This window comes from Mycobacterium sp. (assembly GCF_049647605.1).
Lineage (GTDB): Bacteria > Actinomycetota > Actinomycetes > Mycobacteriales > Mycobacteriaceae > Mycobacterium.
Map to the genome: position 1 here is coordinate 18,529 of NZ_JBARXZ010000201.1, position 13,219 is coordinate 31,747.

General features: G+C 67.7%; 13 protein-coding genes. 4 read left to right on the top strand and 9 right to left on the bottom strand.

The features are described 5' to 3' along the window. Window positions 1-58: 58 nt before the first annotated feature. Entirely contained in the window at window positions 59-592 is a 534-nt protein-coding gene (locus WBB07_RS25685; protein WP_526311906.1) for a hypothetical protein, read from the bottom strand. A gap of 276 nt (window positions 593-868) precedes the next feature. On the opposite strand from WBB07_RS25685, the gene WBB07_RS25690 reads away from it, so the two are divergent. Continuing rightward, window positions 869-2,365, top strand: coding sequence for a PE-PPE domain-containing protein (locus tag WBB07_RS25690; protein WP_526311908.1), 1,497 nt, complete (start codon window positions 869-871; stop codon window positions 2,363-2,365). A 25-nt stretch (window positions 2,366-2,390) separates the two neighbouring features. Here the strand turns inward: WBB07_RS25690 and htpX are convergent, their stop codons facing one another. Next, on the bottom strand, window positions 2,391-3,290 hold the full coding sequence (gene htpX, locus WBB07_RS25695) for a zinc metalloprotease HtpX (RefSeq protein ID WP_526311910.1): 900 nt from the start codon (window positions 3,288-3,290) through the stop codon (window positions 2,391-2,393). 87 nt (window positions 3,291-3,377) lie between these two features. Next, window positions 3,378-4,385: a nonaprenyl/(2E,6E)-farnesyl/geranylgeranyl diphosphat synthase gene (grcC1, locus tag WBB07_RS25700; RefSeq protein ID WP_526311911.1), complete on the bottom strand. Its 1,008-nt coding sequence runs from the start codon at window positions 4,383-4,385 to the stop codon at window positions 3,378-3,380. Between the two features lie 21 nt (window positions 4,386-4,406). Between grcC1 and menJ the strand changes: the two genes are divergently transcribed. Then, entirely contained in the window at window positions 4,407-5,639 is a 1,233-nt protein-coding gene (gene menJ / locus WBB07_RS25705) for a menaquinone reductase MenJ (protein WP_526311929.1), read from the top strand. 5 nt (window positions 5,640-5,644) lie between these two features. On the opposite strand, the gene WBB07_RS25710 is transcribed toward menJ, so the two are convergent. After that, entirely contained in the window at window positions 5,645-6,337 is a 693-nt protein-coding gene (locus tag WBB07_RS25710) for a DUF1275 family protein (RefSeq protein WP_526311913.1), read from the bottom strand. Window positions 6,338-6,531: 194 nt separating this feature from the next. Continuing rightward, window positions 6,532-7,227 carry a demethylmenaquinone methyltransferase gene (locus WBB07_RS25715; RefSeq protein WP_526311915.1) on the bottom strand — a complete coding sequence of 232 codons (696 nt, stop codon included), beginning with the start codon at window positions 7,225-7,227 and terminating at the stop codon, window positions 6,532-6,534. 98 nt (window positions 7,228-7,325) lie between these two features. Here WBB07_RS25715 and WBB07_RS25720 point away from each other — a divergent pair, with 98 nt between their 5' ends. Then, complete coding sequence (locus WBB07_RS25720; protein WP_526311917.1) at window positions 7,326-8,150, top strand: SDR family oxidoreductase; 825 nt, start codon at window positions 7,326-7,328, stop codon at window positions 8,148-8,150. A 27-nt stretch (window positions 8,151-8,177) separates the two neighbouring features. Here the strand turns inward: WBB07_RS25720 and WBB07_RS25725 are convergent, their stop codons facing one another. Next, a complete protein-coding gene (locus tag WBB07_RS25725) occupies window positions 8,178-9,305 on the bottom strand; it encodes a glycosyltransferase family 4 protein (protein WP_526311919.1) in 1,128 nt (375 codons plus the stop codon). Between the two features lie 97 nt (window positions 9,306-9,402). On the opposite strand from WBB07_RS25725, the gene WBB07_RS25730 reads away from it, so the two are divergent. Further along, entirely contained in the window at window positions 9,403-10,071 is a 669-nt protein-coding gene (locus tag WBB07_RS25730; RefSeq protein WP_526311921.1) for a DsbA family protein, read from the top strand. On the opposite strand, the gene WBB07_RS25735 is transcribed toward WBB07_RS25730, so the two are convergent. The 3 genes from WBB07_RS25735 to WBB07_RS25745 are packed head-to-tail and all read right to left on the bottom strand — an operon-like array spanning window position 10,052 to window position 13,014. Next, the gene (locus WBB07_RS25735; RefSeq protein WP_526311923.1) at window positions 10,052-10,558 is read right to left on the bottom strand and encodes a DUF3592 domain-containing protein; all 507 of its coding nucleotides are present in this window, start codon (window positions 10,556-10,558) and stop codon (window positions 10,052-10,054) included. The genes WBB07_RS25730 and WBB07_RS25735 overlap by 20 nt on opposite strands. After that, window positions 10,558-12,189: a 2-succinyl-5-enolpyruvyl-6-hydroxy-3-cyclohexene-1-carboxylic-acid synthase gene (gene menD / locus WBB07_RS25740; protein ID WP_526311925.1), complete on the bottom strand. Its 1,632-nt coding sequence runs from the start codon at window positions 12,187-12,189 to the stop codon at window positions 10,558-10,560. The genes WBB07_RS25735 and menD overlap by 1 nt, the downstream gene beginning before the upstream one ends. A gap of 12 nt (window positions 12,190-12,201) precedes the next feature. Further along, window positions 12,202-13,014: an alpha/beta fold hydrolase gene (locus WBB07_RS25745; protein WP_526311927.1), complete on the bottom strand. Its 813-nt coding sequence runs from the start codon at window positions 13,012-13,014 to the stop codon at window positions 12,202-12,204. Window positions 13,015-13,219: the final 205 nt, after the last annotated feature.

Here is a 13,219-nt window from a genome sequence, read left to right on the forward strand (position 1 = left end):
TGTACGTGAACCCGCGGCGTGTCGCGTACAGACCCGCGCGCTGGCCGAGAAGGTCAGGTCAGTTCATGAAGGGGTTGTTGCCATCCGGGCGGATCAGCAGCGGGTTGACATCACCGAACGCCCAGCTGGTCGCCGGGCCCAGGACAAAACCGGTCTGGTCGAAGCTGTTGGTGCAGATCGCCGCACCGGCCCCGTCGACCCCGCAGCTGATCGTGCTGTAGCTCAGCCGGGTGTTGGCGGGCAGCTCCTTGACCGGTGCATCGGAGACGAACAACGGCCGGTTCGACGAGGAGAAGCCGGGCATCCCGGCCGGTCCGCCGGTGACCATGTTGGCACCGTTGGGCGCACCCGGCAGCGGACCACTGCACCCGTAACCGCCGGCGCCGCGGCTCAGGACACACGTGATGCCCAGCGGTGTCGAGAATGCGTACAGGCCGTCGTGGACCGCGTACTCCGACGGGACCACCGGGGTGAACCCATTGATGTTCGGTGGCGGAGGCGGTGGCGGCGCCGGCTCGGCGACGGCACTGCCCGCCGCAGCGGTCAGCGCTGCTCCGGCGGCGGCCATCACGATCAGAACTCTGCTCAGCACATTGCTCACACTAAAGGTTCGTCGCAGCACCCGCTCGGCGTTACCGACCCGTCCACCAGGTCTTCGACGAAGCTCAGGAAAACGTCAGGTTCGACAAATCTCGCCGATGGCCGCGCACACCACGGGACCCGACCAGATCAGCAGCTGGGCGGGGACAATGAATACTCCCCAGCAACACCCTTCGGGGGCTTACACTACTTAACGAATTATCAGAATCCCGCGGAAGGCGGTCATTTGTCCGGGGATTTGCGGTCATCCATCCTGACGACAGCGGCGGTGGCTGCGAGCGTCGCCGGACTGACCGTCGTCCAGCCCCTGACCGCGGCGCCGCCGCTGCTGCTCGCCTCGCTGTTGATGAACGACGGCTCCGGCGACTCCGACGGTGTCAGCGGTATCGCCGACGCCATCCAGGGCCGGCTCCTGCCATCCGACGGCCGGACCGTCATCGTCAACTTCCTCACCGGACCGTTCGGGCTCTGGAATCCACTGGATCAATCCGACACCGGGGACAGCACGGTGCCGTCCACCACGATCGGCGTGGCCAGCGCGTTGCCGTTCCTCTCCCAACAGGGACTGGCCGCACTCCCGCCCACCGGCCCCTTGGCGCCGGGTCAGCTGCCGAACTTCCCACAGCCCGAGGTGCCGGGTCAGGTGGTGGCCTTCGACGCGCCGTCTCTGCAGATCGGTGAAGCGATCGTCACGTCGCCGCCGATGGGCCCGTTCCCGATGTCCAGCGATGTCGTCACCTCGTACGGCTACGACCTGAGCTCCTACGCCACGGTGTCCGCGTTGAACCCGTTTGCGCTGACGAACTCGGTGGCGGCCTACCTCAATGGCGCCCTGTCCCCCGTCGAGGTCAACGCCAAGGGCGAAGTCGTGTGCCGGCACGCGCTGTCGTGCAATGTCGACGACCTCAATATCGTCAGGGTGCCGATCGACGGCGGCTACATCATCACCTTCACCCACCCCGACGGCACGAAGATCACCGCGACCGTCGTGACCCGCGACGGGGTCACCTACGTCACCTACGAGAACAACGGCCCGCTTCCCCTGGTACGCCCGCTGCGCGACTACGGCGGCCTCCTGGGCAACGAGCTGGCCGATTTCCTGGAACCCGCGCTGACCGCCTTGGTCTACTGGGGTTACCGAGACGCGACCGGCGCCAATGGCAACGGTCTGCTGCCCACCCCGGCGGAAACCATCCAGTCACTGCTCAACTTCATCGTCGGGGTGAAGCAAGGCATCGAATCGCTGTTCAGGGCGCACGAGCCCAGTCGCGTGAGCGGGCCGGCGCCCACCCGGATCGACGCCGGCACCGCAACGGATCCCGATGAACCCGCACCGGTGAAATCCGACAACAAAACGCCGGCCCCGTCATCGCCCCCCGTGCAGGAGCCCGTCGCGGCCGATGATCCGGCGCCCACCGTCACCGAACCCAAACACGAACCAGAACCGGCCTCCACGGAGAAGGAGCCGGCCGACGGCAGCTCTCAACAGTCGACTCCCGGCGGCACCCCGCAGGGCTCCGACGACGCCTCCGATCCGGACGCCACACCCCCGTCCAAGGGCGGCAAATCCGAGTCCAGGGACCGGGAGACGAAGTCCGAAGCCAGGGCCTCCAGGAACGCCGAAGAGGCCAACGGCTCGAAAGACACGGACTCCAAAGACAGCGACTCCAAGAATTCCAAAGACTCCAAGGATTCCAAGAACACGGACTCCAAAGCCAACAGCACCGACAAGAAGGCTTCGGGCTCCAGCTCAGACGCCGGCTAGATGTAGTGCCCAGGCCGGTCAGAGATCAGTAGTAACCCGGCCCGCGGCCGGCCATGTCCTCGAGGCGACGGATCCGGTCTTCCATCGGCGGGTGCGTCGAGAACAGCTTCCCGATCTTCTCGCCGGCGCGGAACGGGCTGGCGATCATCAGGTGGGCCTGGTCGGCGAGCTTCGGGTCCGGCGGCAACGGCGCCATCTCGACGCCGCCGGAGATCTTGCGCAGCGCCGAGGCCAGTGCCAGCGGATCGCCGGTCAACTCCGCGCCCGACTGGTCGGCCTGGTACTCACGCGAGCGGGACACCGCCATCCTGACCACGGTCGCGGCGATCGGGCCGAGCAGCTGAATCAGTAGCAGCCCGAGGAAGCCGCCACCGTTGCCCTGCCGGTTGTTACCGCCGAACATGCTCGCGAAGAACGCCAGGTTGGCCAGTGCGGTGATCACCGACGCCATCGCCCCGGCAACACACGAGATCAGGATGTCACGGTTGTAGACGTGTGACAGCTCGTGGCCCAACACCGCCCGCAACTCGCGTTCGTCGAGTATCTGCAGGATCCCGGTGGTGCAACACACCGCGGCGTTTCGCGGGTTGCGCCCGGTGGCAAAAGCATTGGGGTTGGCGGTATCCGAGATGTAGAGCCGCGGCATCGGCTGGTGAGCGGCCGTCGCGAGCTCACGCACGATCTTGTACATCACCGGCGCCTGCACCTCGGTGACCGGCTGGGCGTGCATGGCCCGCAGCGCCAGCTTGTCGCTGTTGAAGTAGGTGTAGAAGTTGGTGCCCAGGGCGAACACGAGTGCGCCATAGATCCAGACCGGGGATCCCGTCGATCTGGCAAACAACGCACCGATGAACATGATCAGCGCGGTGAAACCGATCAACAGCACAAACGTCTTGATGCGGTTGCCGGTCGGGTGCCAGGTCATCAGCGTCCTCCTGCCGAGAATTGGGTCCGGGTCCGCTGATTCAACGACACACCCGGCAATTTGGTTTCCAGGCCTTCAGCGCGGCTGCTAGCCGTGCCGGTGAACGGTGTACTCAACCAGCGATTCCAGCGCACGACGGCCGGGCACGTCCGGCATCAGGGCCAACTCTTGGCGCGCCTTCTCGGCGTAGCTGCGGACCGTCTGCTTTGCCGCCACCATGCCGGCCGACCTCCGCAGCAGCTGCAGCGCCTCGGCCACGACAGCGTCCTCCTCCACCGGGCCGGCGAGCAGCTCCCGCAGCCGATCCGCGTCGGGCCCGGTGTCACGCAGCGCGTAGAGCACCGGCAGGGTGTGCACGCCCTCCCGGAGATCGGTGCCGGGCAGCTTCCCGGACTCATCCGGATCGCTGTCGATGTCGATGATGTCGTCGGAGATCTGGAACGCGGTGCCGACGATCCCGCCCAGGCGTGACAGGCGCTCTACCTGTTCGCTGTCGGCGCCGGAGAAGGTCCCACCGAACCGTCCCGAGGCGGCGATCAGGCAGGCAGTCTTCTCGTAGACCACCTTCAGGTAATGCTCGATCGGGTCGATACCGGCGGCGGCGCCGCGGGTCTCCCGCATCTGCCCGGTGACCAACTGCGCAAATGTGTCGGCGATGACAAGCACCGCATCCGGGCCCAGCCGCGAAACCAGCCGCGACGCGGTGGCGAACAGATAGTCGCCGGCCAGGATCGCGATGTTGTTGCTCCACCGCGCGTTGGCGCTGGGAGCGCCGCGACGCATCTGCGCCTCGTCCATCACATCGTCGTGGTAGAGCGTGGCCAGGTGCACCATCTCGATGACCGCCCCGGCGATCACCACATCGTCATTGGCCGGATCCGGCCCCAACGCCGCCGACAGCACGGTGAACAGCGGCCGGAACCGCTTCCCGCCCGCCAGGAACAGATGATGCACCGCCTCGGACATCAGCTCATCGGCTTTGCCCAGTTCAGTCGCCATCAACTGCTCGATACGCGACACTCCATCACTGACATTCGCGGCGAACTCGGCGTCCCCGAATTCAACCCCCGCCACCACGCTCGCCGGTGTGCTCACGTGTCCAACATACTGGGCACCATGGAACCCGACGCCCCCAGCGCCGCCGATGTGGTTGTTGTCGGCGCCGGACCCGCCGGTTCGGCCGCCGCGGCATGGGCCGCGCGCGCCGGCCACGACGTTCTTGTCATCGATTCCGCGACCTTCCCGCGTGACAAAGCCTGCGGTGACGGGCTGACCCCGCGGGCGGTGGCAGAGCTCGAATTGTTGGGCCTCGGCCCCTGGCTGGACCAACACATCCGGCACTCCGGACTGCGGATGACAGGGTTCGGTTCCGCTGTGGAGGTGCGGTGGCCGGGGCCGTCGTTCCCGGCCACCGGGTCCGCGGTACCGCGCACCGAACTCGATGACCGGGTACGGCAGGTCGCCGAGGAATCCGGTGCCGCGATGCTTATGGGCACCAAAGCGGTTGGTGTCGATCATGATTCGGCCGGCGCGGTAACCGCAGTGGTGCTCGCCGACGGCCGCCGGGTGGCGTGCCGGACCCTCATCGTCGCCGACGGAGCCCGGTCCACCCTGGGTCGGGTCCTGGGGCGGCAGTGGCATCAGGAGACGGTTTACGGCGTGGCGGGCCGGGCGTATCTGCGTTCCCCGCGGGCCGACGAACCGTGGATCTCCTCGGATCTGGAGCTGCGGTCGATCAGCGGCGACGTGTTACCGGGGTACGGCTGGATCTTCCCGCTGGGCAACGGCGAGGTGAACATCGGCGTCGGCGCGCTGGCCACCTCCAAGCGGCCCGCGGACATCTCACTGCGGCCCCTGATCAAGCACTACACCGACTTGAAGCGCGCCGAGTGGGGCTTCGAGGGCGACGCGCGCGCGGTGTCCTCGGCGCTGCTACCGATGGGCGGCGCGGTCTCCGGGGTCGCCGGCCCCAACTGGATGCTGATCGGCGACGCCGCCGCATGCGTGAATCCGCTCAACGGTGAGGGCATCGACTACGGCATGGAGACCGGTCGCCTGGCCGTCGAACTGCTGGGCACCGGCGATCTGTCGACGGTGTGGCCCGCGACACTGCAGGAGCATTACGCGCGCGGGTTCTCGGTGGCGCGACGGCTGGCACTGCTGCTGACCATCCCGAAGTTCCTGCCGGTGACCGGACCGCTGGCCATGCGCTCCACATTCTTGATGGGTATCGCCGTGCGGGTGATGGGGAACCTGGTCACCGAAGACGACGCCGACTGGGTGGCCCGGATGTGGCGACTCGCCGGCGCCGGCTCCCGACGGCTGGATCGCCGCAAGCCGTTTTCCTGAGCCGGTCAGCGGTCCGCATCCTCGGCGGCCGGCACAGCGCCGAACGCGGCGACGGCGAGGATGACCGCCGCCGAGATGAACAACCCCAGGCTGAGACTCACCAGCAGCGACAAGGCGCCGAGGGCGGCCCCGAGCAACAGCACCAGCACTGCGGCGATGCGCCGCCCCGAGCCCCCCGGATTGTTGGCACCGAACCACGAATCCGCCGCCAGGCCGGTGATACTCGAAGTCACCACCACCGTCGTCACGTCTTTGACGGCGATCATCCGGGCGGCGGCCGCCTGCATGCCCATTGCGGTGCCGAGCAGTGTGGTGACTCCGAGGGTCACCGCGTGGGGCATCGCCTCGTCGAAGAGCACCAGCAGCGCGGTGCCCAGCACCACCAGGCCGACCACGGTCAACACCACTGTTGTCGACACCGCCCAACTCCCGGGGCTCTTGCGGCGCAGCGCCCGGCCCGCCCCGGCGGCGCCCACCATGAACCCGATCAACGCCAGTGCCGGGCCCAGGACCGGCAGATCGTCGGCGCCGACCATGGCCATACCCAGGATCACGACATTGCCGGTCATGTTGCCCACAAACACCCGGTCCAGGCCGAGGAAACCGACCGCGTCGACGACGCCGGTGCTGAACGTCAGCGCCAGCATCAGGATCAGGTGGGCGTGTTGGTGCGACCGCAGCCGCGTCACGGGTGTCACAGACAGCCTCCTGTTGTGGGCGGCGAAGCGGGTGCGGGGCATCTCGGTGCGGGGCATTTCAAAGCCACACCGAGGTCAGATACCAACGGCGAGCCGCACATTCGGCCACTGCGTTCTCGGCGAATGGCGATATTACTCGCAGCTGCCCCACCGCGTTGCGCGCAACGGGATCGGCAGCCGTCAGTGACGCAGCGTCAGAGTGCCACAGGTTTGGTGGCGGCGTGCAATGCAACGATGCCGGCGGACAGGTTGCGCCAGCGCACCTGCGACCAGCCGGCCTGGCCGATCAGCCGGGCCAGCACAGCCTGATCGGGCCACGCCCGGATGGACTCGGCCAGATACTGGTAGGACTCCGGGTCACTGGACACCACGCCGGCCATCGCCGGCAGGGCCCGCATCAGGTACTCCTTGTAGACGGTTGCGAACACCGGCACCGTCGGCGTCGAGAACTCGCACACCACCAACCGCCCACCAGGCTTGGTGACCCGGACCATCTCGCTCAGCCCGGCCACGGTGTCGACCACGTTGCGCAATCCGAAGCTGATGGTCACCGCGTCGAACACTGCGTCGTCGAACGGCAGCTTGGTGGCGTCACCGGCCACCTTGGGCACCTGGCGCTGGGCACCCGCGGCCAGCATGCCCACCGAGAAATCACACGCCACGCACCACGCACCCGACTTGGCCAACTCCACCGTCGACACCGCGGTACCGGCCGCCAGGTCCAAAACGCTGTCCCCCGGACCGACCTGCAACGCCGCCCGGGTGGCACGCCGCCAGGACCGGTCCTGACCCAACGACAGCACGGTATTGGTCAGGTCGTAGCGACGGGCAACAGCGTCGAACATCGACGCGACCTCGTGCGGTTCCTTGTCCAGCGTCGCGCGGCTCATCCGAGTAAAGCTACCTGTGAGCTTTTACCTTCCGGGAATGGGCGCGGCCCGGCAGTGTTGCTCAGACGGACAGCAACTGATCACCAGAAGAGGCGAACATGGCAGACAAGGTTTGGTTCATCACCGGCACGTCACGCGGTTTCGGTCGCGAGTGGGCAATCGCAGCCCTGGAGCGCGGCGACAAGGTGGCCGCGACGGCCCGGAACACCAGCACCCTCGACGACCTGGTGGCCAAGTACGGCGACGCACTGCTACCGATTCAGCTCGACGTCACCGACCGCGAGGCCGACTTCGCCGCCGTCGCGCAGGCACACCAGCACTTCGGCCGCCTCGACATCGTTGTGAACAACGCCGGCTACGGCCAGTTCGGGTTCATCGAAGAGCTGTCCGAGGCGCAGGCACGCGACCAGATCGAGACCAATGTCTTCGGCGCCCTGTGGGTCACCCAGGCCGCCCTGCCCTACCTGCGGGCCCAGCGCAGCGGCCACATCATCCAGGTGTCCTCGATCGGCGGTATCACCGCGTTCCAGAACGTCGGTATCTACCACGCCTCCAAGTGGGCACTGGAGGGTTTCTCGCAGTCACTGGCGCAGGAGGTCGCACCCTTCGGCGTGCATGTGACGTTGATCGAACCGGGCGGGTTCGACACCGACTGGGGCGGCGCGTCGGCAAAACACGCCACTGCGTTGGAGGACTACGCCGAAGTCCACGAAGCCGCCAGCCGGGCCCGCGCCCAGCGGACATCCACGCCCGGGGACCCGGCAGCCTCCGCCAAGGCGATCCTGAAGGTCGTCGATGCCGAGGAGCCGCCGCTGCGGGTGTTCTTCGGTGCGCTGCCGCTGACGCTGGCCAAGGCGGACTACGAGAGCCGGCTCGCAACCTGGGAGCAGTGGCAGCCCGTCGCGGAGCTTGCGCAAGGCTGAGCGGAGCCGGGCCGTGCGCCCGGGTCGCTAGGCGGCCCGGGCGGCGCCGGTGCCCTGCACGGCCTGGTAATGGCCCAGCAGCTCGTCGCAGATGGCCGGCCAGGTACGGCTGAGCACACTGCGCCGTGCCGCGACGGTGTAGCGGGCCCGTTCGGCCAGCAGATGGTCCACGGCCTCCGGCAGCCGTGCTTCGAATTCCGGCACGTCGAGCAGCAGCCCGGTGCGCCACGGCGCCACCAGGTCTCGTGGTCCGCCCATGTTCGGTGCCACCACCGGCAGCCCCGAGGCCATCGCCTCCTGGACTGCCTGGCAGAACGTCTCGTGTTCGCCGGGGTGGACAAAAACATCCATCGACGCGTAGGCGGTGGCCAGTTGCCGGCCGTACAGTGCACCGGTGAAAACGGCTGACGGCAGGACCGTTTCGAGTTTTGCCCGATCGACTCCGTCGCCGACGATCACCAGTTGCAGATCATCACGGCGGGCCAGCGCAGCCAGCCGCTCCACATGTTTCTCCGGCGCCAGCCGGCCGACGAACCCGACGATCGGTCTCCCCTCGGGCGACCAGGATCGGCGCAGCTCGAGGTCGCGGGCCGACGGGGCGAAGCCGGTGACATCGACACCGCGACCCCATTTGTGCACGCGTGGAATCCGGTGTGCTTCAAGATCTTCCATGGCGGCCGACGAGGGCGCCAAGGTTCGGTCGGCGCGGCTGTGCAGGTGCCGGGTCCAGGCCCACGACATCCGCGCGAACGCGGGCATTCCGTAGCTGGCGGCGAAACCCGCAACGTCGGTTTGGAATACCGCCACCGTCGGGACACCCAGGTAGCGCGCCGCGTGCAGGCCGCCGTACCCCAGCAACGCCGGCGAGGCCAGGTGCACGACATCGGGATCGAATCCACGCAGCACCCCGACCATTCGTGGCCGCGGCACACCGAGCGGCAAGGAGGTCACCTTCGGGAACATCTTCGACGGCACCCGGTGGACCCGGATCCCGTCGTAGAGTTTGTCGGCGGCCGGCTCACCACGTGGGGTGTCCGGCGCGATGACCAGGGCCTCATGACCCGTACGGCGAAGATGCTCCAGTACCCGCAGCACCGAATTGGTGACTCCGTTGACATTCGGCAAGAAGCTCTCCGTGACGATCGCAACGCGCACGTCCCCACTCTGACAGCGCCGCCTTTCGGCAAGGTTGCCGTCAGGAAGACGTCACACGAAGAGTCGCCCGGGCACCTCGCCGGTATCCTCGGTGCCCATGAAGCTCCGACCCCTGATCGTGGCTTTGTCCGCGCTGGCCCTGACCGTCACCGGCTGCGCCAGGGAGATCAGCGGAGTAGCCGTCCCGGATCCCGCGAAGCCGGGCGTGGCGCTCACCGATGACGGGTACGGCATCGTGACCGGGTTCGCCGACGCCCCGGTACAGCTGGAGATCTACACCGAGCCGCAGTGCATCTACTGCGCGGATCTGCAGATGGATCACGGTGACGAGCTCAAGGCCGGAATGCAATCCGGGAAACTTGCGGTCACCTACCGGCCCCTGACCTTCCTCGACGACGAGTACCTGACCGACTATTCGGCCGTCGCCAGCAACTCGCTGTTCCTGGCCGTCGACGAGTCCACCGATGCCGGCACCTTCCAGACCTATGTCGCAAACCTTTGGTTCGAACAGGATCTGGCGTTCTTCCGGTACACCGACCAAGATTTTGCCGATATCGCCGCCGACAGCGGACTCTCCGACGCCATCGTCGAGCGCATCGCCGGCGGCGAACAAGGCGTCGACACCGCCGAGCTGCTCGAGGTGAACTTCACCGCACTCGAGGACGTGTCCCGCAACAGCCTCGGCACCCCGGTGGTCTACGACCTCACCAACAACAAGATCGTCGACCTCACCGACGACGACTGGCTCACGACGCTGCTCGAGTAGTGCGCTCCAGCCGTTTCTCCAACACCGTCAACCCGACCAGCGCGCCGGCCGCCACCAACCAGCCGATGATCGCCACGGACGCCGCCGGGACCACCGCCAGCAGCGCGTTACGATGCTGCACCCGAACCAGATCGGGGTCCGAACGGTCGTACTCGACGTAGATCCGCATCCCGTTCTCCAGCTCCGACGGGTACAACACCCCCAGCTCGGGACGGTAGGTCACCCGGTCCGGCGTGACGAACTCGATGGTGGACCGGCGTGGGCCCGCATCGAGCACCTCGGCAGCCGCCACCCCCATGTTCGACTCGATGGCCAGATCATTGCGCCAGGCGCCGGCCACCAGCAGCATCGACTGCAGCGTCACCAAAGCGGCCAGGATCAACACCACCATCCGCGCCCACCGGGTCGCCCGGCCCGCGCGGGTATGCGATATCTCGCCACCAGGTCCGTGAATCAGGATGTGCCACAATGATTTCAGGCGATTCACTACAGGGCCGCCTTGATTGCGGCGTGCAGTGCACGCAGCGACGACCGGTCAGCTTTCACCTCGAGAACCCGCATCCCGGTGTATGGCTCGGCCAGCGCGGCGGGCAGATCCGTAAGCTCCAACGAGCTGCTGTCGACGTGGTAGGCGCGGCACAACGCGCCCACGTCGACGTCGTGCGGAGTGCCGAACACCCGCGATGACACGTCGTGGAACCGCGGGTCGCCCTGCTCCAACAACTCGAAGATGCCGCCGCCGTTGTCGTTGGACACCACGATGGTCAGCTGCTGGGGGGCCGGTTCGGTGGGCCCGATGAGCAACCCGGAGCTGTCGTGGACAAACGTCAGATCCCCGATCAGCGCCACCGTGCGGCCGTCGTGGGCCAGTGCCGCCCCCACCGCCGTCGACACGGTGCCGTCTATTCCGGCGACACCCCGATTGGACCGGACCGACACACCGTGCGGGTTCATCCCCACCAGCGCCACGTCCCGCACCGGATTGGAGGCCCCCAGCACCAGCTGGTCACCGGGGCGCAGCGCATCCACGACGGTGGCCGCGACATGTAGACCCGTGGTCAAGGGGTGCGCCCGGAGTTGGCTGCGCACCGCGTCGTGGGCGTGGGTGTTGAGATCCGCGCAGCGTCGCAGCCACGCTGGGTTCGGGGTGCCGGTGGTGATCGCCCGGGTACCGGTGGCCTGGGAGTTCCCCGAGACATCCGGCCAGCGCGGGCCGGTGGTGAGCGCAAACACCGGCACCGCCGGGTCCGCCAGCAAGGTCGACACCGGGCGGTGCAACGTGGGCCGGCCGACCATGATGACCTGCTTGGGGTGCAGCAACGACAGCGCCAGCGGATGCAGCGGGTTGGCAGCAGCAGGAGCGGTGGGTTCGGCGACCGTCGGCAACTCCGCCAGCGCCGGGTGTGACGCCGCCCCATGACCGGCGATCACCACGGTGTCCGGGGTGATGTCGATCTCCAGCGGCTGATCAAATGTCACCGGCGGCGTGTACGTCCACGGCATGCCGTCACGCCGGCCGGCGGGGACCTCGAACCCGGAACCATCGCTGTCGCGGTCCGGGACCAACGGCTCGCGCAGCGGAATGTCGAACTGCACCGGCCCGGCGTTGCCGCTGCGGGCGCCGGTGGCGGCCACGAGCACCCGGCAGGTCGCCGACCGCCACTGCGCGGCCAACTTCTCGGTTTTCTCCGGGCCTTCCTCTGCCAGTCCCAGGCTGATGGTGGCGCGAACCTGGGTGCCGAAGTAACCCAACTGCTCCATGGTCTGGCTGGCTCCCGTGCCCAGGAGCTCATAGGGCCGGTTCGCGGACAGCACGATCAGCGGGACCCGGGCGTAGTTGGCCTCGACCACTGCCGGGCCGAGGTTGGCCACCGCGGTGCCCGAGGTCATCGCGATGGGGACCGGCGCCCGATTGGCGACAGCAAGGCCGATCGCCAGAAAACCGGCGGTGCGTTCATCGATGCGGACATGGAGCCGGATCCGGCCGGCACGGTCGGCGTCTGCCAGCGCAAACGCCAGCGGCGCGTTCCGCGAACCCGGGCACAACACCACGTCCCGGACGCCGCCGCGGATCAGTTCATCGACGACGATGCGCGCCTGGGCCGTCGAGGGGTTCACCGATACAGCGTGTCACACCATGGGGAGGGTGCGCTTTGGCGGATTGCCGGCATTGAAGAACTCCAGGATCGCGGTATTGACGGCCTCCGGCTGCTCGATGAAACCCAGATGGCCGGCGTCACGAATCTTGCGGAACCGGGCATTGGCCATGGCGTCGGCGACTTCCGAACCCAGGTGTGGCGGCGTCACCACGTCGTCGGCGAACCCGATCACCAGTGCCCGGTTGGCGATGCTGCGGTACACCGGCAGCCGGTTCTCGTACGGCGCGACGTTCAGCTGCGCCAGCAGACCGGGCGTGTTCTTCTCCGGCCACATCGTGAACATCTCGATCCAGTCGCCGGCCACCCGATCGTCGTTCAACGTGGTGGGCGAAAAGCTTTCCAACATACGGATCTTGGCGCCGTAATTCGGCGGCAGTTCAATCCCGGCCTCCAGCCGCTTCTTCTCGGCGTCGATGAAGAACGAGCGGGTCTTGTCGTGGCGCCCGCGGGTGGCCATCAGCACGGCCTCGGTGACCAGCTCCGAGCGCGCCACCATGAGCTCCTGTGCGATGAAGCTGCCCATCGAGACCCCCACGATGCGCACCGGGCCGCCCACGACCTTCTCGATGAGCTCAGCGGTGTCGTTGACCATCGTGGCGGTGGTGAAGCCGTCGGCGTTCTCGGTGGCACCGATACCGCGGTTGTCGAAGGTGATGACCCGGTAGCCGGCCCGCTGGAACGCCGGCACCTGATGCAGATGCCAGGTGCGGCCGGCCCCGCCACGTCCGGCGATGAACAACACCGGTTCGCCGGTGCCGCGGTCGTCATAAGCCAGGTTCGTCACGCGGCCCAACGTACCGGTTGAGTGACCGGCTCAGGTCTCCCACCGCCGGGCCTCCCTCCCCCTCGTCCCTCGGGCTCGTCGACCGGCTCACGTCCCCCACCGCCGGCCCTCCCTCCCCCTCGTCCCTCGGGCTCGTCGACCGGCTCACGTCCCCCACCGCCGGCCCTCCCTCCCCCTCGTCCCTCGGGCTCGTCGACCGGCTCAC

What these genes read in the sequence shown, in the direction of transcription:
- htpX (WP_526311910.1), bottom strand. Translation starts at nt 3,290, where the DNA reads ATGACCTGGCACCCGACCGGCAACCGCATCAAGACGTTTGTGCTGTTG.
- menJ (WP_526311929.1), top strand. Translation starts at nt 4,407, where the DNA reads ATGGAACCCGACGCCCCCAGCGCCGCCGATGTGGTTGTTGTCGGCGCC.
- WBB07_RS25715 (WP_526311915.1), bottom strand. Translation starts at nt 7,227, where the DNA reads ATGAGCCGCGCGACGCTGGACAAGGAACCGCACGAGGTCGCGTCGATG.
- WBB07_RS25720 (WP_526311917.1), top strand. Translation starts at nt 7,326, where the DNA reads ATGGCAGACAAGGTTTGGTTCATCACCGGCACGTCACGCGGTTTCGGT.
- WBB07_RS25730 (WP_526311921.1), top strand. Translation starts at nt 9,403, where the DNA reads ATGAAGCTCCGACCCCTGATCGTGGCTTTGTCCGCGCTGGCCCTGACC.